General features: G+C 72.5%; 19 protein-coding genes. 15 read left to right on the top strand and 4 right to left on the bottom strand.

What is annotated here, in order from left to right; all coding sequences use genetic code 11:
- Nucleotides 1-83 precede the first annotated feature (83 nt).
- The 4 genes from htpX to A4E84_RS11430 all read left to right on the top strand — a co-directional run bounded on the left by htpX (nt 84) and on the right by A4E84_RS11430 (nt 4,524).
- A complete protein-coding gene (htpX, locus tag A4E84_RS11415) occupies nt 84-1,001 on the top strand; it encodes a zinc metalloprotease HtpX (protein ID WP_062926455.1) in 918 nt (305 codons plus the stop codon).
- A 7-nt stretch (nt 1,002-1,008) separates the two neighbouring features.
- Entirely contained in the window at nt 1,009-1,593 is a 585-nt protein-coding gene (pspAB, locus tag A4E84_RS11420; protein ID WP_062926456.1) for a PspA-associated protein PspAB, read from the top strand.
- Nucleotides 1,594-1,633: 40 nt separating this feature from the next.
- Entirely contained in the window at nt 1,634-3,256 is a 1,623-nt protein-coding gene (locus A4E84_RS11425; protein ID WP_062926457.1) for an alpha/beta fold hydrolase, read from the top strand.
- 83 nt (nt 3,257-3,339) lie between these two features.
- Nucleotides 3,340-4,524, top strand: coding sequence for a winged helix DNA-binding domain-containing protein (locus tag A4E84_RS11430; protein WP_062926458.1), 1,185 nt, complete (start codon nt 3,340-3,342; stop codon nt 4,522-4,524).
- A gap of 142 nt (nt 4,525-4,666) precedes the next feature.
- Here A4E84_RS11430 and A4E84_RS11435 read toward each other — a convergent pair whose 3' ends face one another.
- Complete coding sequence (locus tag A4E84_RS11435; RefSeq protein WP_062926459.1) at nt 4,667-4,981, bottom strand: hypothetical protein; 315 nt, start codon at nt 4,979-4,981, stop codon at nt 4,667-4,669.
- A gap of 227 nt (nt 4,982-5,208) precedes the next feature.
- Between A4E84_RS11435 and A4E84_RS11440 the strand changes: the two genes are divergently transcribed.
- The 8 genes from A4E84_RS11440 (at nt 5,209) to A4E84_RS11475 (ending at nt 13,593) form a co-directional block, all read left to right on the top strand.
- Nucleotides 5,209-5,568, top strand: a complete 360-nt coding sequence (locus A4E84_RS11440) for an arsenate reductase family protein (protein WP_062926460.1) — start codon at nt 5,209-5,211, stop codon at nt 5,566-5,568.
- Nucleotides 5,569-5,687: 119 nt separating this feature from the next.
- Nucleotides 5,688-6,374, top strand: a complete 687-nt coding sequence (locus A4E84_RS11445; RefSeq protein ID WP_062926461.1) for an RlpA-like double-psi beta-barrel domain-containing protein — start codon at nt 5,688-5,690, stop codon at nt 6,372-6,374.
- Nucleotides 6,375-6,726: 352 nt separating this feature from the next.
- Nucleotides 6,727-7,758 carry a glutamine synthetase gene (gene glnII / locus A4E84_RS11450; protein WP_062926462.1) on the top strand — a complete coding sequence of 344 codons (1,032 nt, stop codon included), beginning with the start codon at nt 6,727-6,729 and terminating at the stop codon, nt 7,756-7,758.
- A 414-nt stretch (nt 7,759-8,172) separates the two neighbouring features.
- Nucleotides 8,173-8,760 (top strand): winged helix-turn-helix domain-containing protein, encoded by a 588-nt coding sequence (locus A4E84_RS11455; RefSeq protein ID WP_062926463.1) that lies wholly within the window; start codon nt 8,173-8,175, stop codon nt 8,758-8,760.
- 81 nt (nt 8,761-8,841) lie between these two features.
- The gene (locus A4E84_RS11460; protein WP_107308300.1) at nt 8,842-9,849 is read left to right on the top strand and encodes an SDR family oxidoreductase; all 1,008 of its coding nucleotides are present in this window, start codon (nt 8,842-8,844) and stop codon (nt 9,847-9,849) included.
- Between the two features lie 89 nt (nt 9,850-9,938).
- Complete coding sequence (locus tag A4E84_RS11465; RefSeq protein ID WP_062926465.1) at nt 9,939-11,198, top strand: sensor histidine kinase; 1,260 nt, start codon at nt 9,939-9,941, stop codon at nt 11,196-11,198.
- Nucleotides 11,189-11,842 carry a LuxR C-terminal-related transcriptional regulator gene (locus A4E84_RS11470; protein ID WP_062926466.1) on the top strand — a complete coding sequence of 218 codons (654 nt, stop codon included), beginning with the start codon at nt 11,189-11,191 and terminating at the stop codon, nt 11,840-11,842. Before A4E84_RS11465 ends, A4E84_RS11470 begins: the two co-directional genes overlap by 10 nt.
- A 203-nt stretch (nt 11,843-12,045) precedes the next feature.
- A complete protein-coding gene (locus A4E84_RS11475; protein ID WP_062926467.1) occupies nt 12,046-13,593 on the top strand; it encodes a DUF1996 domain-containing protein in 1,548 nt (515 codons plus the stop codon).
- 70 nt (nt 13,594-13,663) lie between these two features.
- Here the strand turns inward: A4E84_RS11475 and A4E84_RS11480 are convergent, their stop codons facing one another.
- On the bottom strand, nt 13,664-14,119 hold the full coding sequence (locus A4E84_RS11480) for a hypothetical protein (RefSeq protein ID WP_062926468.1): 456 nt from the start codon (nt 14,117-14,119) through the stop codon (nt 13,664-13,666).
- A 161-nt stretch (nt 14,120-14,280) separates the two neighbouring features.
- Here A4E84_RS11480 and A4E84_RS11485 point away from each other — a divergent pair, with 161 nt between their 5' ends.
- From A4E84_RS11485 to A4E84_RS11495, 3 genes are all read left to right on the top strand, one after another.
- Nucleotides 14,281-14,814, top strand: a complete 534-nt coding sequence (locus tag A4E84_RS11485; protein WP_062926469.1) for a tetratricopeptide repeat protein — start codon at nt 14,281-14,283, stop codon at nt 14,812-14,814.
- Nucleotides 14,815-14,862: 48 nt separating this feature from the next.
- Nucleotides 14,863-16,785 carry a hypothetical protein gene (locus A4E84_RS11490; RefSeq protein WP_062926470.1) on the top strand — a complete coding sequence of 641 codons (1,923 nt, stop codon included), beginning with the start codon at nt 14,863-14,865 and terminating at the stop codon, nt 16,783-16,785.
- 95 nt (nt 16,786-16,880) lie between these two features.
- Nucleotides 16,881-17,570, top strand: a complete 690-nt coding sequence (locus tag A4E84_RS11495; protein ID WP_079128940.1) for a TetR/AcrR family transcriptional regulator — start codon at nt 16,881-16,883, stop codon at nt 17,568-17,570.
- A 6-nt stretch (nt 17,571-17,576) separates the two neighbouring features.
- Here A4E84_RS11495 and A4E84_RS11500 read toward each other — a convergent pair whose 3' ends face one another.
- Both A4E84_RS11500 and A4E84_RS11505 read right to left on the bottom strand, forming a co-directional pair.
- Nucleotides 17,577-17,933, bottom strand: a complete 357-nt coding sequence (locus A4E84_RS11500) for a 5-carboxymethyl-2-hydroxymuconate Delta-isomerase (protein ID WP_062926472.1) — start codon at nt 17,931-17,933, stop codon at nt 17,577-17,579.
- Between the two features lie 30 nt (nt 17,934-17,963).
- The gene (locus tag A4E84_RS11505) at nt 17,964-19,568 is read right to left on the bottom strand and encodes a fused response regulator/phosphatase (RefSeq protein WP_062926473.1); all 1,605 of its coding nucleotides are present in this window, start codon (nt 19,566-19,568) and stop codon (nt 17,964-17,966) included.
- Nucleotides 19,569-19,625: the final 57 nt, after the last annotated feature.

Raw genomic sequence — 19,625 nt, forward strand, 5'->3', positions numbered from 1 at the left:
CTGGGAGCGATCACGACCCCCTCATGGCAGGGCCCGGGTGCACACTGGCGGTGGGACGAGTGCGTGATTGCGGGGTGAGGCAGATGCACAGCCGCTTCCGGAGCGATCGGCGGTTGACCACCCGTATGGGGATCACGCTGTTCCTGCTCGGATTGTTGTACGTGGGGTTCGTCGCCGCGTTGATGGTGCTGCTGAGATCGTGGGTGCTGGTCGTGGTGATCGCGGCGGCGCTGCTCGGCGCTCAGTACTGGTTCTCCGACCGGATCGCGCTGTACGCCATGCGCGGGCGGGTCGTGCAGCGGGAGGAGTATCCCGAGCTGTACGCGGTGATCGACCGGCTGTGCGCGCTGGCCGACATGCCGGCGCCGGTGGTCGCCGTGTCGGCGATGGACATGCCGAACGCGTTCGCGACGGGGCGGAATCCGGATCACGCGGTGGTGTGTGTGACGACCGGGCTGCTGCGGCGGCTGGAGCCGGCCGAGCTGGAGGGCGTGCTCGCGCACGAGCTGTCGCACGTGGCGCACAAGGACGTCGCCGTGATCACCGTCGCGTCGTTCCTCGGGGTGATCGCGGGGCTGATCGTGCGGTTCGCCTTCTACTCGCAGCTGTTCGGCGGAGGCCGCAGGGACCAGAACACGGCGGCCGTCTTCGCCGCGGTGATGGGTGTGTCGGCGGCCGTCTACGCGATCAGCTTCCTGCTGATCCGGGCCCTGTCCCGGTACCGGGAACTGGCCGCGGACCGGGCGGCCGCGCTGCTCACCGGCCGGCCCTCGGCGCTGGCCTCCGCGCTCACCAAGGTCTCCGGCGACATCGCCCGCATCCCGGCCAGGGACCTGCGCACGGCCCAGGCCTTCAACGCCTTCTACTTCACGCCGGCGCTGGGCCGCGAGCCCGGGATCGCGCGGCTCTTCTCGACCCACCCGAGCCTGGAGCAGCGGCTCGACCAGTTGGGCCGGATCTCCGCCGAGCTGGGCGAGGCGGCGCCACCCGGAGGGATGTGACCGGCGTATGGGACTCCTGGACATCCTGCTCGGCCGGACGAAACCGGTCGGGGCGGATCTCGACCGGCTCTTCGCGCTGCCCTCGGCGGCCGTGACGCTGGAGGCCGCCGCGGGCTTCACACCGACCGGGCAGGGCGCGGTGTGCTTCGCCACCGTCGAGGGCGCGGCCTTCGAGCAGTCCCACCGCGAGGTGCAGGCCCTGCTGGACGCCGACACCGACCGCGACGGCAGGCCGGTGGAGCTGCGGCAGGACGACTACGGCTACTCGTGGCTGGTCTCGCGCCGCTCCCCCGACCAGCTCTCCGCGCTCGTGAACGATCTGCACGCCGTGAACAGCCAGCTGGAGGTCAACGGGTTCGGTCCCCAGCTGCTGTGCTCCCTGGCCGGGTTCGAGGACCGCTCCGGCCGGCGGCTCGCGCTGGTCTACCTCTACAAACGCGGCACGTTCTACCCCTTCGCGCCCCTGCCGGACGGCACGGAGCGGCGGGACAACCCGCTCGAACTCCAGGTGCGGGCCGCGCTCTCCGGCGATCTGCGTCTGGAGCCGGACCTGGGCCGCTGGTTCCCGGTGTGGGGGGCGCCAGGGCTGTGAGCGCCCCTCGGGGGCCGGGGCGGCGTGAGTGAATGGCCGGATGAGTGAGCTGATCCCTTTCCATCACGTCGTCGGCGGCGAACGGCTCAGCGGGCTGGTCACCGGCGGTGGCCGGCCGGCCCGGGCCACGGTCGTCCTGCTGCACGGCGCCGGCAACGGAAGCAAGGAGCGGCTGGTGCCGCTGCTGTCGGAGTTCGCCGCCCACGGCTGTCACTCCCTCGCCTTCGACTTCTCGGGGCACGGAGAGAGCACGGGCCTGCTGACGGAGCTGAGCCTGCGCCGCCGCTTCGAACAGGCCGTCTCCGTCATCGACGCCCATGGGTGCGGGGACGCGCCGCTGGTCCTGGTCGGGTTCAGCATGAGCGGCCAGACGGTGGCGGATCTCGTGCGGCGGTACGGGGACCGGGTGGCGGCCCTGGGGCTGTGCGCGCCGGCGGTGTACGCGGCCGAGGCGTGGGACGTGCCGTTCGGCGCCGGCGACGGGCGGTTCAGCGAGATCATCCGCAGGCCGGGGAGCTGGCGCGCGGCCCCGGCGCTCGACGTGCTGCGGGCTTTCGAGGGACGGGCGGTGCTCGTGGTGCCGGGCACGGACGAGGTGATCCCGCCCGCCGTGACGGAGGCGTTCTCCGAGGCGCTGGCCCGGCGCGCCCAGTTCACCCACTGGGAACTCCCGCACGCCGGGCACCGGTTGGGACCGTGGTTCCGCGACCACCCCGAGGACCGCCGGGAGTTCGTCACCGCTGTGCTGACCGGGCTCGGCGAGCAGGGCTGGACGGCGACCCGCGCATGGGTGGCCAAGCAACTCCCGGAGGGCCGCACCATCGACAAGTCGGCTTTTCTGACCGGCGGCTGGAGCGCCCAGATGCGGCGGCTCACCCTCGACGACGGCACCGAGCTGGCGCTGCGGACCTTCGTGAAGCCCTTCTTCCGGCGGCACGCGCCCGGGCTGCTGGCCCGCGAGGCGGAGATCCTCACGCTGCTGGCGGAGCAGGAGGGCGTACCGGCCGCCGAGCTGACCGGTGTCGACGCGACCGGTGAGCACTGCGACCATCCGTCCCTGTTGATGTCGGTGCTGCCGGGGCGGGTCCGGGTCGACGAGGAGGACGTCGGCCCGCGGGTGGACCTGCTGGCGGGTCAGCTGGCCCGGATCCACCGGATCGTCCCCCGGGAGCGTCCGCGTGCGTACCAGGCGTGGACGTCGCCGGCGGCGGTCCCGGCGGGGTGGGAGCGGGCCGTGGACGTCATCCGCCGCGATCCCCCGCCGTACGAGGGCTGCTTCCTGCACCGGGACTTCCACCCCGGGAACGTCCTGTTCACGGGTTCGGGGGCCGATATGCGGATCAGTGGTGTCGTCGACTGGGTGGAGACGTCGTGGGGGCCCGCCGACCTTGACGTCGCCCACTGCTCGACGGCACTGGCGCTGCTGTTCGGCCCCGAGTACGGCCTCGGTTTCCGGGAGCGCTACGAGGCCCTGGGCGGGCTGCGCCTGGCCGACGGCCCCGAGCATCTGTACTGGCGGCTGCTCGACGCCCTGGCCTACGTCCCCGACGCGGCGAAGCTGGCGGGGCCGTGGCGGGAGCTGGGCCGGACCGATCTGACGCCGCAGGTGCTGGGCGAGCGGCTGGAGGCGTATGTGGAGGGGCTGATGGAGCGGTACGCCTGAGGCGGCGGGCCGGTCGGGGCCGACTGTCGGTGGTGTCCGCGATGATGCGGTCGGGTCGGGGGACGCGACGAGTGGAGGCCGGCATGGGTGCACAGCGGTACATCGGCGCGGACGAGCGGCGGGCCCGGCTCGCGCTGCGCCAGCGGCTGGCCGGGCGGGCCAGGGCGGGGACGCCCGAGGAGGTCGCCGGTGCGCTGGTCGCGCTGCACGGCACGGACCCGGCGACGGTGTACCTGGCCGTGGGCGCCCGGCTCGCGGACCCCGCCAGGACCGTCGAGGAGACCGGGAGGGCCCTGTACGAGGACCGTTCCCTGGTGCGGATGCACGGCATGCGGCACACGGTGTTCGTGTTCCCCACGGCTCTGACCGCCGTGGTGCACGCCTCGACGGGGCTCGCGGTCGCCGCCCGGGAGAGGGCCGCGCTGCTCCAGCACATGGCGACGGCCGGGGCACCGGACGCGGCCTGGCTGAAGGAGGTCGAGGAGTCGGCGCTGGCGGCGCTCGCCCGGCGCGGGCAGGCGACGGCTGCCGAACTCGCCCAGGACGAGCCGCGCCTGCGCGAGCAGTTCGTGTACGCGGCCGGCAAGAGCTACGAGGGGATGCACACCGTCTCGACCCGGCTGCTGCGGGTGCTGGGCGTCGAGGGGAGGGTCGTACGCGGCCGGCCGCTCGGCTCCTGGACATCCAGCCGGTTCCGCTGGGCCGTGGCGCCCGCGCATGCCGATCTGGACACGGCCGAGGCGCAGGCGGAGCTTCTGAGACGGTGGCTCGACGCGTGCGGCCCTGCCACCGAGGCCGACCTGAAGTGGTGGACGGGGTGGCGCGTGACGGAGGTCCGCAGGGCCCTGTCCGCGATCGGAGCGGAGCCGGTGGCGCTGGACGAGGGCACGGGGTATGTGGCCGGGAGCGACGCCGACCCGGTCCCCGGCCCGGAGGAGCCTTGGGCCGCGCTGCTGCCCGGCCTCGACCCGACGGCGATGGGGTGGCAGCAGCGCGACTGGTATCTCGCGCCGGAGCTGCGGCCCCGGTTGTTCGACGGCAGCGGCAACGTCGGGCCGACGGTGTGGTGGGACGGGCGGGTGGTCGGCGGCTGGGCGCAGCGGCCCGACGGGGAGATCACCTGGCGGATCCTCGACGAGGAGGGCGTCGGCCGGGAGGCCCTCGCTGCGATCGAGGCGGAGGCGGAGCGGCTCAGCGGGTGGGTGGGGACGACCAGGATCACACCGCGCTTCCGCACACCGCTGGAGAAGGAGCTGACGGCGGGCTGAGGCAGGGCTTCTTGCCGCGCCTCCCCGCCCGTCACGCGCGCGTTTCCGTAACCCGCCGGTGATCCCCGCACCCGGCCGGGCGGCGTGAACGAGCGCCGGGCGCCCCGTCGTCCGGGGCGCCCGGCGCTCGCAGCGGAACGGGTCAGCGGGCGTACCGCATGAACGCCCGCACCATGTGGCACGTCGTGTCCGACGGCGGGTGGACGCCGATCTGCTCCGCCGTGTCGCGGATCGTCGCGTTGCGGGCCTGGTTCGGCATGTAGACGCCCGAGTCGAGCAGGGCGATGGCCAGGCGCATCGCCTTGAGGCGGCGGTTGTGCGTCACGTACCACTGGCGGGGCCGGCCCGGCGGCAGCGGCCGCTTCTCCACGGGCGCGTACGGCAGGTCGAGCAGGACGGGACGCTTCGCGGTGGACTGGGTGGGCAACGGCTTCGACTTCAGGGCGGCAGCGGGCACAGGCATCCTCCTGTCGCGGTAGGGCGGCTCACCGAAGACGTCGGCATCCCGGCGCCACCCTCGAACACTGCTTACAGTTTACCGCCCGGCACTGACAACGGGGAGTCCGCAAGGAGCGGCAAACTCCCAGGTAGAGTAGGGAATTGGCGTCGCATCACAGGAGGTCCGCGAGGTGCTGGTGAGGCGTCAGGAAATCGAACAAGAGGGTCGGCGCGTACCGTGAGCGCATGGAGATCTGGATCAACCCCGCGTGTTCGAAGTGCCGCAGCGCCCTGACGCTGCTCGACGCCGAGGGCGCCGACTACACCGTCCGCCGCTACCTGGAGGACGTGCCGAGCGAGGACGAGATCCGGGGCGTGCTGGAGCGCCTCGGTCTCGAACCCTGGGACATCACCCGCACCCAGGAGGCGGACGCCAAGGAGCTCGGGCTCAAGGAGTGGCCGCGGGACGCCGGTTCGCGCGGCCGCTGGATCACGGCGCTCGCGGAGCACCCGAAGCTGATCCAGCGCCCGATCATCACCGCGGACGACGGGACGGCGGTGGTCGGCCGCACCGACGAGGCGGTACGGGACGCCCTGTCCCGCTGACCGGCCACCCTTGCCCGTGTGGCGCAGGTCACTTGAGTGACTCCTGTAACCGCTGAGTAACCTCGTTCGGTATCTCGTACATAGCGGCGTACGCTCCCCTACCTCTTCAGGAGGCGCGCATGTCGCGCAGGAGAACTCTCGGCACGAAGAAGAAGATCGCGCTGCTGGTGAGCGCGGCGACGGTGGCGGGAGGCGGGGCCTTCGTCATGGCGAGCACGTCGAACGCCGCGCCGACCCCCAAGTCGGCGTCGGAGTCGACGGTCTGCCTGGGTCTCGCCACCGCCCTCGGCAACAACCAGAAGTTCATCGCGGACCAGCGGGCCAACCCGGACGCCCAGTCCGAGGCGCGGATCGCCAACCGCGAGGCGGTCGTCGCGGAGATCGAGCGGAAGCAGGAGGCGTCCGGGTGCGCCGTCGGGGAGTCGGCTCAGGACTCCCAGACCGCGCAGCCGTCGCAGCCCGCCGAGTCGGCACAGCCGCCCGCGGCATCGACCCAGCCGTCGCAACCCGCCGCGTCCGCCCCCGCGGGGAACACCGGCGGCGGTGCCGCTGCCTCCGGGCAGCAGGTGTGCAACGGCTCCACGGTCACGCTCTCCGGCGAGGGCGGTGCGCCTGCCGCGTCCAGCAACCAGTTCCCGGCCGGCACGAAGCTGAAGGTCACCAACCTGGACAACAACAAGTCCACGACGGTGGAGGTCACTTCGGTCTCCGGCAGCTGTGCGCTGCTCAACAACGCGGCCTTCGAACAGGTCCGTGAGCCCGGCAAGTTCCTGATCCGCCGGGCCCTGATCGAGAAGGTGGGGTGACGCCGTACGACCCAGTGAACCGATGAGGCGGCGGCCACCCCCTCGGCCGCCCACCTCGTACGTGTCACCGGTCCTGCTGCCCCCGGCCAGGGGCGGCAGGACCGGCGCGTGCGGGCCCGCGGCGCCGGTCACCGGCTTGACGGAGGGAAGCCGGTGACCGCCGCCGCGCCGCGCAGAGCGCCTCTCGGCGTGAAGTACGGCACAGCGTCACCCGGTAACACGGGGTTCACATGCGAGCAATGGCCGGGAAATCGCCTGTTGCCAGGCTGCCGGGCAGCAGACGCGGCGCCCCAGTGCCGCAGCGCCGCAAGCACCCGCGATACGCGCCCAGACACACCCGAGGATGTGGCCCGTGACCTTCAAGGCTGAGTACATCTGGATCGACGGCACCGAGCCGACGGCCAAACTGCGTTCCAAGACCAAGATCATCGCGGGCTCGCCCGCCGGTCTGGACGCGCTGCCGATCTGGGGCTTCGACGGGTCCTCCACCAACCAGGCCGAGGGGCACTCCTCGGACTGCGTCCTCAAGCCGGTCTTCTCCTGCCCGGACCCGATCCGCGGCGGCGACGACATCCTGGTGCTGTGCGAGGTCCTGAACATCGACCTCACCCCGCACGCCACCAACACCCGTGCGGCGCTGGCCGAGGTCGCGGAGAAGTTCGCGGCACAGGAGCCGATCTTCGGCATCGAGCAGGAGTACACGTTCTTCAAGGACGGCTACCCGCTCGGCTTCCCCAAGGGCGGCTTCCCGGCCCCGCAGGGCGGCTACTACTGCGGTGTCGGCGCGGACGAGATCTTCGGCCGTGACGTCGTCGAGGCGCACCTGGACAACTGCCTGAAGGCCGGTCTCGCCATCTCCGGCATCAACGCCGAGGTCATGCCCGGCCAGTGGGAGTTCCAGGTCGGTCCGGTCTCCCCGCTGGAGGTCTCCGACCACCTGTGGGTGGCCCGCTGGCTGCTCTACCGCACCGCCGAGGACTTCGACATCGCCGCCACCCTCGACCCCAAGCCGGTCAAGGGCGACTGGAACGGCGCCGGCGCGCACACCAACTTCTCCACCAAGGCGATGCGCGAGGGCTACGACGCGATCATCACCGCGGCCGAGTCGCTCGGCGAGGGCTCCAAGCCGCTCGACCACGTCAAGAACTACGGCGCCGGCATCGACGACCGCCTCACCGGCCTGCACGAGACCGCCCCGTGGGACAAGTACTCCTACGGCGTCTCCGACCGCGGCGCCTCGGTCCGTATCCCGTGGCAGGTCGAGAAGGACGGCAAGGGCTACATCGAGGACCGCCGTCCGAACGCCAACGTCGACCCGTACGTGGTGACCCGCCTGCTCGTCGACACCTGCTGCTCGGCACTGGAGAAGGCCGGCCAGGTCTGATCCGTCCCCGCAAGCTCCCAAGGGGGCGCTCACCGTTCGCGGTGGGCGCCCCCTTTCGTCTGCCGCTCCGTCATGGCTCGGCGCGCAGTTCCCCGCGCCCCCTGACGGGGCGCGGGTGTCCAAGCAGTGAGAGAAGGGTCCCGGTGCGGGATCAGCTCTGCTTCAATGGAGCCATGGCCGGCTACCAGAAGTGCATCGCGACGGGTCGTCATGACCTGGAGCCCTTCTGGCCGTCCCGCCAGGATCACGACTTCGACCGGGTGTGTTGCCGCGCGATGAACGCGCCGGCCCTCTAAAGCCGTACACCCCGGCCTTCGGCCAGCGCGAACCGCGTACGTCTCTCGGCGAGCCCGATCACGAAACGCGGCCGTCGATCTCCCCGACGAACCCCTCGCGCGAAAGAGCTGACCTCTCATGGCGACCACTCGTTCCCTGTCCCCCGCCGCCCCTCTCAACGCCCCCGCGCCGCACGGCCCCCGGCACCGGCTGCGTGCCGTCGAGCGGGACGAGGTGGTGACCGTCGCGGACCTGCTGCCGGGTGCCACCTGGCTGCCGGCGCCGCCGCACACCCTGCCCACGCTGCCGGGGCAGCCGCCGATGGTCGGCTACCTGGTACTCGTCCCGGCCGACCAGCAGCCGCCGTTCCCGGCGGCGGTGCCGGACCCGCCGCGGGCCGCCGGGCCGGAGACCGCTGCCGAGCCGGGCGGCGAGCCGCTGATCCGCGTCGACACCGTGCAGCGCACCGCCCAGGTGGCCGGGCGGCCCCTCGACCTCACGTATCTGGAGTTCGAGCTGCTGGCGCACCTGGTGGCGCACCCGGGCCGGGTGCACACCCGCGACCAGCTGGTCGGCACGGTGTGGGGCTACGGGCACGTGGGTGACGGCCGCACGGTCGACGTCCACATCGCCCGCCTGCGCCGCAAGCTGGGTGCGGAGCACCGCGACACGATCCGGACGGTGCGCCGCGTCGGCTACACGTACGTGCCCCCGACGGGACACTGACGTCCCGGGCGACTGGGGCGCTGCGTCTGCTGACAGCAGATCCTGTTCCGCCCCCTCGCCCGAGCGGGCAGAGTCACCGGCATGAGGCTTCTGATGCTGGGTGGTACGGAGTTCGTGGGGCGGGCCGTCGTGGAGGCGGCGCTGGGGCGAGGCTGGGACGTGACCGTCTTCCACCGGGGGCGGCACGAGGCACCGCCGGGAGCGCGGTCGCTGCTCGGCGACCGCACCGCGCCCGGCGGGCTGTCCGCCCTGGCCGACGACCCGGGCGAGTGGGACGTCGTCGTCGACACGTGGTCGGCGGCGCCGAGCGCGGTGCGGGACACGGCGCGGCTGCTGCGGGGCCGCGCCGGCCGGTACGTCTACGTGTCGAGCCGCTCGGTGTACGCATGGGGGCCCGCCCGGTTCGACGAGGACGCGCCCCTGGTGGAGGGGGCGTCGGCCGACGCGGAGCAGACCGACTACGCCCGGGACAAGCGGGGCGGCGAGCTGGCCGCCGTCGCGTCCTTCGGCTCGGACCGCTCGCTGCTCGTCCGGGCCGGGCTGATCCTCGGTCCGTACGAGAACGTCGGCCGCCTCCCGTGGTGGCTGACCCGGATGTCCCGCGGCGGCCCGGTCCTGGCGCCGGGGCCGCGGGGCCTCCCCCTGCAGTACATCGACGTCCGGGACCTGTCGGAGTGGATCGTCGGCGCGGTGGAGCGGGAGCTGAGCGGGCCGTACAACCTGGTCAGTCCGCAGGGCCACGCCACCATGGGCACGTTGCTCGAAGCTTGCGCGCGGGTCGCCGGCGGCGTCGCCGAACTCCGCTGGACCGAGCCCGGGGTGATCCTGGAGGCGGGCATCGAGCCGTGGACGGAGCTGCCGGTGTGGGTGCCGCCGGGCAGCGACCTGTACGACGCCCTGCACAGCGCGGACGTCTCCCGGGCGGTCGGGGCCGGGCTGGTCTGCCGGCCCGTCGAGGAGACCGTGGCGGACACCTGGCGGTGGCTCCAGGACCTAGGGGGCGTGGCGCCGCAACGCCCGGACCGGACCGGCAAGGGCCTCGACCCGGAGGTGGAGGCGAAGGTGCTCGCGGCCGGCGCCGGTGCCTGAGCTCCCCACCCGAGGTGTACGTAGCACCACCCCCCGACCGGGTGTCCCGGCCCCGTGACCCGGCACGCGCGCTCGACGAGACTGACGCCATGACCACGGACACGATGAACGGCAACGGGCGGACGACAGGGCGGGGCATCGGGCTCGCCGCGATGCGGGGGCTGGCACTGGCCCTCGTCTCCCTGCCGGGGGCGGTGCTGTGCTTCTGCCTGTCTCTGGTCTCGATCGCGCTCATACCCATCGGCATCGGTATCGTCACGACGCCGTACGTGCTGACGGGGGTGCGGGCGTTCGCGAACTCACGGCGGGTGCTCGCGGCGGAGTGGGGCGGGGTGCGGATCACTCCGGCGTACCGGCCGCTGCCGAAGGACGCCAACCCGTGGGCGCGCACCTTCGGGATGCTGCGCGACCCGGCGACCTGGCGGGACCTGCGGTGGCTGCCGGTCGACATGACCGCCGGGTTCGTCACGGCACTGCTGCCGGCGGCTCTGCTCCTCTATCCGCTGGAGGGGTTCGCGCTCGCGATCGGGCTGTGGCGGGTCTTCCCCGACGGGTACTGGTACGGGTTCGTGCCGGTCACCGGGCAGGCGTCCGCGTTCGGTGCGGCGGCCCTGGGTGCGGTGCTGCTGTTCCTCGCGCACTTCCTCACCCCGCGGCTGCTGGGCTTCCACTTCCGGCTCACCCGGGCCGTGCTCGGCAGCAACCAGCGGGAACTGGCCGAGCGGGTGCGGTTCCTGACCGAGACCCGGCGGGACGCGGTCGACGCCTCAGCGGCCGAACTGCGTCGCATCGAGCGGGACCTGCACGACGGGGCCCAGGCCCGGCTGGTCGCGGTCGGCATGGACCTGGGCACCATCGAGGCGCTCCTCGACAAGGACCCGGCCCAGGCCAAGGAGTTGATCGCGCAGGCGCGGAAGTCCTCGGTGGAGGCGCTGTCCGAGCTGCGCGAGCTGGTACGGGGCATTCACCCGCCGGTCCTCGCCGAGCGGGGCCTCGGCGACGCGGTACGGGCGCTGGCGCTGCGGCTGCCGGTGGCCACCGAGGTGAGCGTGGACCTGCCCGGGCGGGCTCAGGCGCCGGTGGAGTCGGCCGCGTACTTCGCCGTGAGCGAGGTGCTCGCCAACGCCGTGAAGCACTCGGGCGCCGACCGGATCTGGATCGACCTGCACCGGGCGGACGGCATGCTGCGGGCGACCGTCACCGACAACGGCAAGGGCGGCGCGGTGATCGGGGCCGGTTCGGGACTGGCCGGGGTCGAGCGGCGACTGGGTACATTCGACGGCGTCCTGGCCGTCAGCAGTCCCGCGGGCGGCCCCACCATGGTCACCATGGAGATCCCTTGCGCGTAGTCCTGGCCGAAGACCTCTTCCTGCTGCGCGACGGGCTCGTCCGGCTGCTGCAGGCGCACGGCTTCGAGATCGCGGCGGCCGTCGAGTCCGGGCCCGAACTGGCCGCCGCGCTGGCCGAACTGGACCCGGACGTCGCCGTGGTCGATGTCCGCCTGCCGCCCACGCACACCGACGAGGGCCTGCAGTGCGCGCTCGGCGCCCGCAGGCAGCGGCCCGGGCTGCCGGTGCTGGTGCTCTCCCAGCACGTGGAGCAGCTGTACGCGCGTGAGCTGCTCGCCGACGGCACCGGCGGCGTCGGTTACCTGCTGAAGGACCGGGTGTTCGACGCCGAGCAGTTCGTGGACGCCGTACGGCGTGTCGCCGCCGGGGGCACGGCGATGGACCCGCAGGTCATCCAGCAGCTGCTGGCCCGCCGTTCGGGCGACGACCGGCCGCTGGCGCGGCTGACGCCCCGGGAACGGGAGGTGCTGGAGCTGATGGCGCAGGGCCGGTCCAACGCGGCGATCGCCGGGAAGCTGGTCGTGACGGAACGGGCGATCGCCAAGCACACCGCCAACATCTTCGCCAAACTGGGGCTTGAGGTCTCGGACGACGACAACCGGCGCGTGCTGGCGGTTCTCGCGTATCTCGACCACGGGCGGTGAAACCGGACGGGCCGCCTCACCCACTGTGGATGATCCACAACTCCCGGTGCCGAAGGGGCTGTTGAGGGCACAGAGTCCTCACGAATCTCGCATCAATTTCCGAGACCTCTGAACACCCCTGGGACGCCCTCCGTATGGAAGGGAGCCGCTTCACTCCTGTCGGGCGCCTCGATGCCCCCGAAAAAGGAAGTCAGAGGAGTTCCATGGGACGCAACACAAGAAAACGCCGTACGCCGCTGGCCACCAAGGCCATTGCCGCATCGGCGGCCCTAGCGCTCGGTGGGGGCGGGCTGATCTGGGCGAACTTCTATGCCTCGGCGCACGAGGAGAACTCGGCGAACCAGACGAAGTCCGCGGGCGCGCAGATCGCCACGATCCAGTGCCCCGACGTCGGGCAGAAGCTGACCGACGTGCCGGACGGTGCTCGCCAGGGGGTGGACAAGGAGCTGGCCAACCTCGACAAGCAGATCACCGAGGCGTACACCCGGCTCGCCTCCACGCGTCAGGCACAGGCCGGTGACGCGGGCTTCGTCAACAACGCGATTCTCGGCCCGCTGAAGTCCAAGCGCGTCGCCGCCATCGACCGGATCGGGATCAACATCCGGCGGGTGGGCGGCAACGCCCCGGGCAACCTCGAACAGCTCGCCGAGTGCAAGGGCATGGGGGCCGAGCAGCCGGAGACCAACGACGGCAACGGCGGTGGTCAGAACAACGGCGACCAGAACCAGGGCGGTCAGGACCAGGGCGGCGACCAGAACCAGGGCGGCGGCCAGGACCAGGGCGGCGGCCAGGGCGGCGGCCAGGCCGGCGACAACGGCAACGGGGCCGCGGGTCCGGTGGCTGCCGACTTCGTGAACATCAACGACGTCCAGCCCAACTCCCGCAACCTCCCGAACGGTCTCGCCGCGAACGGGGACTCCGGATCCACCGGCTCGTTCACCGCGGAGTGCGGTGTCAACGAGAACAACCTGTTCAACAGTGACAACCTGATCGTCGCCCCGGGTGTCGACAACGGCGCGCACCACACGCACGACTACGTCGGCAACCAGGACAACGACGCGTTCTCCAGCGACGAGGACCTGGCCAACGCCGCCACCTCGTGCCAGAACCAGGGCGACAAGTCCACCTACTACTGGCCGGTGCTGCGTCTGCAGGACGGTACGCAGGAGTTCGACGCGGGTGACCTGGGAGGTGGCGCCGAGGGCAACGTCGGCAAGATCCTCAAGGCCAGCCAGGCCGATATGAAGTTCGTCGGCAACAAGGCGAGCGACGTCGTCGCGATGCCGAAGTTCCTGCGCATCATCACCGGTGACGCCAAGGCCTTCACCAACGGTCTCGCCAACGCCAACACCTCGTTCAGCTGCACCGGCTTCGAGGACCGGCAGGTGACGGACAAGTACGTGATCTGCCCCGAGGGCAGCCAGGTGGTGCGGACGTCCAACTTCCAGAGCTGCTGGGACGGACAGAACATCGACAGCGCCAACCACCGTGACCACGTGGCCTTCGTCCAGCAGGACGGCAGCTGCGCGAACGGCTTCAAGGCGATCCCGCAGCTCCAGGTCCGCCTGGTGTACGACGTTCCCGCCCCGACCATCGAGAACGGTCAGGTCAAGAGCCCGTACGCCGTGGACGGCTTCCCGGAGCAGCTGCACAAGCCGATCACCGACCACAACGACTTCATCAACGTCATGGACGAGAACCTGATGAACAAGGTGGTTCAGTGCATCAATAGCGGCCAGGACTGCAAGTAACGGTCCGCTAGAAAAGCCGGCGGTGGGAGATCCCACCGCCGGCTTTCGCGTGTCCGCCGAAGCGAAGCGGTCAGTTGTCGTGGTGACCGGAGTGCGCCGGCTCGTTCTTCTTGCCACCGCCGGGGGCGTGACTCGCGTGGTTGAGCCCCACCTCCACCGTGCCGCCCAGCGTGCCGCGCAACGTCTGCAGCACGTCCTCGTGGCCGACGGCCACCCACTTGCGCCCGACCAGGTAGAAACCGCCGTAGTCCTTGGCCGTGTTGATCCACTCGCGCTGGCCGCGGTCGGTGGCGAAGGTGGCGAGGACGTACTTCTCCTTGCCCTTCTTGCACAGCGCCTGGCGGATGGTGTCCGCGTCGGTCTGCATGTTCGGCTTGCAGTCGGCCTCGGCCGCGATGTGCTCCAGGCTGCCGCTCACCTCCTTCGGAACGGCCGCCTCGTCCTTGCCGCCGGATCCGCCGCAGCCGGTCAGCGCCAGTATCGCCACCGCGCCGCTCAGTGCGAGCATCGGTCGGGTCACCCTCATCTGTTCCTCCGGTCCTCGTCGGCACGGTCCTGCCACGGCACGATCCGGACGCATGCCGCACGGAGCCCCGGCAAGAGGCTCTCGCCTTCGATACGGCTGCGGCGTCCGCCGTGCTCAAAATCCCGCTGCCCCGGTGTGCACGCGTGTGCGAGGGTGTCCGGGTGGATCAGGACTGGGAAGACCGTGTGGCCGCCCTCTGGGACCGTTTCGACGACTACGCCGAGACGGAGGAGGACGAGGCCCGCTTCCGCTCCGACGTCGACGCCCTCGTCGCCGAGCTGCCGGAGGGCAGTCCGCACGGCCCCTTCGAGCAGGCCTGCGCCTGGGACTCCACGGGCCGCTCCGACAAGGCGGTCCCCCTGTACCAGGAGGCGCTGGGGCTGGGCCTGGCCGACGTGAGCCCCTACAAGGCCCGCCGGACGAAGATCCAGCTGGCCAGCTCGCTGCGGAACGTCGGCCGGGCCGAGGAGGGCGTGGCCCTGCTGACGCCCGAGCTTCTCGCGCCGTCCGACGAGCTGGACGACGCCGTACGCGCCTGTCTCGCCCTGTGTCTGTCGAGCCTCGGCCGCGACCGGGAGGCCCTGGCGCTGGCCTTGGGCGCCCTGGCCCCGCATCTGCCGCGCTACCAGCGGTCGATGGCGAACTACGCCCGGCTGCTCGTGGAGCCCGAGCCCGGGCAGCACCCGGGGGCGTGACGCTCCGCTCCCAGGTGACCATCCACCGATTCGCTCGTTCTGCTGAACGTGCAGTCACAGGATGTCGCCCAGCGCCCCGCACCTCTCTCCCCCGCCGGTCCGGTCGTGGACGTCGAGCAGGCCGAGGCCGCGCTCGTCGAGCACTATCCGCGGCTCGTCCGGCTGGCCTACCTGGTGCTGCCGCCCCGGCTGGGCCGCAGCCGCCGCGTCCTGACCGCACACGCCCTCACCCAGCGGGCCCTCCCCCGCAACCGCACACCGGCCCCGGTGATCCCCGCCCAGTCCACCGGCCGGGACGGTGACCCGGGCTATGCCCTGGTCCGTCTCCAGGTGCTGCGCGCGGCGCTGGAGGCGGGGCTGCCGCTGACGGCGAAGGCCTGGCCCAAGAGGGCCCAGCTGCCGCCGCTGCTGCCGCACGTGTGGGGCCTGAAGCTGTTCCCGCGCTCCGGCGGCGCCGACGAACTCGCTCTGGACCAGCGGCTGTCCACCCTGTCGGGACCGGCCCGGGCCGCCTACGCGCTGCGCGGTCTGGAGCGGCTCACGGACGACGGGGTGTGCAAGGTCCTCGCCGCGGTGGGCGTCGCCGACCCGGAGGGCGCGGTGCTGGAGGCCGACGGGATCCCCGCCGAGTACGGGCTGCTCGACTCCACCGAATTCGACCCCTGCTCGCTCCAGGCCCGCCCCACCGACCTGATGCGCCGCCGCCAGCACCTGAAAGCCGCGCTGGCCGCCGGTGCCGCCCTGCTGGTGTGCGGGGCGCTGCTCGGCCTGCCCGGTGAGGGCTGGGGCCCCGACGGTGCCGCGGCACCACCGTACGCGCAGAACCCTGCCGCGCAGGCCGCCCTGGACCCCTCGAAGCTGACCCTGATGCCCCCGGCCGTCTGGCGCAACTCGGCACGCACCGACTTCTCCGTGTGGCCGGCCCGCGGCGACCTCACCGGCGACAAGGCCCTGCTGCGCCGCGCCCTGGCCGTGTGGGCCCGCCCGGGCGAGACGGTCCAGGTGTCGGTGACCCCCGGCACCCTCTCCGGCGGCCCGGCCGGACCGCCCCAGCTGCTGTACGCGGGGGCGGTCGACGCGGCGCGCGTGGTGATCCTCTACGACGGTCTGCGCATCGTCCGGTACGCCGAGCCGAAGGACGGCACGCAGGGCGCCGCCCTCGACTTCGCCCGGGTCGACGGGGCCGGCCGGGCCGAGGCGGGCGCGGTGGTCCTGGGCCGCTCCGACGGCAACGTCCGCTATCTGACGGCCCCTTGGGTGAAGAAGGCCGGTGAGCGGGACCTGATGAAGCCGGGCTCCGGCGCGATGGACCTCACGCTCACCGACGGTGTGACCGCGCCCCTGGCCAGCCCGGCCCTGCGGTCCGGCCCCTGCACCTCGTGGAACGTGCTGCAGCTGACCGACGGCGCAAGGACGCGGCTGCTGACCGACCTCGGCGAGCTCGTCCCGGCGCGGCTCACCACCGGACGGCCGGGCTCCCCGCGTGAGGTGTCCGGCGCCGCGGCGCTGCGCACCTGGCAGCCGTTCGCCTGCTCGCTGGGCACGGTGCGCTCGGCGGGGGTGCGGAGTGTCAACGCCTGGGCGTTCAACGAGCAGCCGCTGCCCGACGCGAGCGGCTCGGCGGCGTGGGTGTGCACGCGGGCCGAGACCTGGCGGGGCGGCGGGGCGCGGGTGCTGGCGCAGTTCCACACGCCGGGCGGGGCGTACGGGGCGGCGGCTGCGAAGGCCGAGAACGTCCCGGCGTGCGGGGCGCGTGACCCGCATGTGCTGGCCGGGGTGCTGTGGAAGTCGAAGGCCGGCGACTGGTACCTGCTGGCCGCGGGAGGCCGGGAGACCGCGTCGATCCGGGCGACGGGCGGCGTGGACGGGGTCGCGCAGAGCAGTCTGCTGACCGTGCCGGCCGAGCAGGGAGCGCAGGCTCAGCTCAAGGGCACCCTGAAGGACGGGCGTTCGCTGCGCGGACTGCGCTGACGCGGGCGGTTTCCGGGCCCGCGAGGTGAGGCCGGGGAAGACCCCGTGATCGATCCGGCCCGTTCGAGGCCGGAATCGATCGGTAAGGTGTTCGTATGACTATCGGGGTTCGCCGCAGAATGGGAGTCGAGGAGCGGCGGCAGCAGTTGATCGGCGTCGCCCTCGAACTGTTCAGCCGCCGCTCGCCCGACGAGGTCTCCATCGACGAGATAGCGTCGGCCGCGGGCATTTCACGCCCGTTGGTCTACCACTACTTCCCCGGCAAACTCAGCCTGTACGAGGCCGCGTTGCAGCGGGCCTCGGACGATCTGGCGGCCCGGTTCGTGGAGCCGCGCGAGGGTCCGCTGGGAGCGCGGCTGCTGCGCGTGATGCACCGCTACTTCGACTTCGTGGACGAGCACGGGCCCGGTTTCTCCGCCCTGATGCGCGGCGGTCCGGCGGTCGGCTCCTCGACGACCAACGCGCTCGTCGACTCCGTACGGCAGGCCGCGTATGTCCAGATCCTTTCGCACCTGGGCGTGACCGATCCGCCCGCGCGCCTCGAACTGGTCGTCCGTTCCTGGATCTCGCTCGCCGAGTCCACGGCGCTGATCTGGCTGGACGGCCGGCGCATCCCGCGCGAGGAGCTGGAGCCCCAGCTCGTCAACGACTTCGCGGCCCTCGCCGCGGTCAGTGCCGCCTATGACGAGGAGATGGCCGCGCTGCTGCGCGGCATCGTCAAGGACGAGCCGGCCGACGGCCCGTTCGCGCATCTGGCCGGCCGGCTCATCGCCCTGGCGGGGTGAGCGGACTCAGCTCTCGAACTTGGCGTACGACGGGTCCAGGTCGCGGACCTCGGCGGAGGCGTGCAGCGCGAGCCCCTCGGCGGGCTTGAGGTGGGTCCGCAGCAGCTCCAGCGCGGCCTGGGTGAGCCGGGCCTTGGTCTCGTCGGTACGGCCGGCGAGGAGCGCGATGTGGACGTGCACATGAGCGTGCCCCTCGGTCTCGGGGCCGACCACGATGTCCTCGGTCGGACGGAACCGGCTCTTGCACGCCGCCGGTTTGGCGGCCGCGATCTCGACCGTCGCCTCGTGCAGCGCCTTCGCGAAACCGGGCCGGTCGAAGTCGCCGGCGAGGTCGGCGGAATAGTCGACGGTGATCTGCGGCATCAGTACTCCTGTTCTGGGCGGCCAACGGGCTCACCCTAGCCGCAGGGCCAGCATCGCGATGTCGTCCTCGGGGTCGCGGCCGAAGCAGCCCAGCAGCACGTCGCAGAGGGTGTCGAGGCCGGGCGGGGCGTCGGCGGCGGCCGTGCGGAGCTGGTCCATGGAGGTCGTGATGGGGATGCCGCGGGTCTCGATGAGGCCGTCGGTGACCATGAGCAGGCGGTCGGTGCGGTGCAGACGGCACTCGGTCGCCGGGGGCCGCTCCAGGCCCAGTCCGAGCAGCGGACCGCAGGCGTCGGCGTACCCGGCGTCGCCTCCCGCGCGCAGGATCAGCGGCGGGATGTGGCCGGCGTTGGCGATGCGTACCCGCCCGCTGCCGGGGTCGACCAGGGCCAGGCACACGGTGGCCGTGACGTCGGGGTGGTACTCCTGGAGCATCCGGTCGAGCCGCGTGGCCAGTACGACCGGGTCGCTCTCGTCGACGCAGTAGGCGCGCAGGGCGTGGCGGATCTCGACCATGACGGTGGCCGCGTCCAGCGAGTGCCCGACGACGTCCCCGACCGCGGTGAGGATCCCGTCGCGGGTGCGCAGGGCGGCGTAGAAGTCGCCGCCGATCTCGGTCTGCTCGGAGGCGGGCACGTAGCGGACGACGATGTCGACGCCCGGCAGGTGCGGCAGCTTGTGCGGCCGGGGCAGGAAGCTGCGCTGGAGGGTGAGGGCGACGTGCCGCTCCACCTGGTACATCAGCAGCGGTTCGGCGGCGAGCGCGGTGGCCTGCGCGAGGCGGGCGCGCAGCCCGTCGTCCGCGGGGTCGCTGACCTCCGTACGCCGGACGGGCGTGGCGAGGCACACCGTCGTCCGGCCGTCCTGGGCCGTCGCCACGGTCACGCGGGCGTCCTCCTCGACGCCCGGCCGGAAGACCCCGGCCGGCCACAGCGGCGCGGGGACGACGGTGGTGTGCACGCCCGTGCGGCCCTCCGCGAGCCGGGTGACCAGCCGTGCCGCCGCCTGGTGGGCGTCGCCGTCGGCGCCGGCGGGGCGGCCCCGGGCCGTGCCGCGGTACGGCTCGCCGTCCGGGCCGATGACGAACACCACGGCGGGTGAGGCGGTGAGGCGTGCGGTGCCCTCGGCGGCCGCGGTGGCGAGTTCCCGCGGGCAGCGGGCCGCCTGCACGGTGATGACGGCCTCGGCCAGCAGCGTCAGCCGGTGCACGGCGGTCTCGGCGCCCGTGGTGCGACGGGCCCCGCGTACGGCGGCCCGGACGACGGCCTGGATCTCCCGTGGTTCGGCGGGCACGGTCAGATAGGCGTCCCCGCCGGCGTCCAGCCCCCGGCACCGGTCACCGGGTGCGGTCGCGGCGGCGGAGAAGTGCACGACGGGCAGCGCTGCCATGGGCGGCTGGGCCCGGACCCGGCGGCACAGTTCGAAACCGCTCATGTCGGGCAGGCCCACGTCGACGAGGGCCACGTCGGGCAGGGTGCCGTCCCGCAGCCGTACGTCGAGTTCGACGAGCGCCTCGCCGCCGCTGGCGACGGGCACGACCCGGTGGCCGGCCCGTTGCAGCACCGCGCCCATGGCGTACCGGCTGGCCGCGACATCGTCCACGACCAGCACGGTGGTGCCGGGGCTGTGCTGCATGCCGCTCGGTGGCCTCTCGGGGCGCGTACGGAGGTGGGGCGGGCCGTGGATCACGGC

It is taken from the genome of Streptomyces qaidamensis (genome assembly GCF_001611795.1).
In the GTDB taxonomy this organism is placed as follows: Bacteria; Actinomycetota; Actinomycetes; order Streptomycetales; family Streptomycetaceae; genus Streptomyces; species Streptomyces qaidamensis.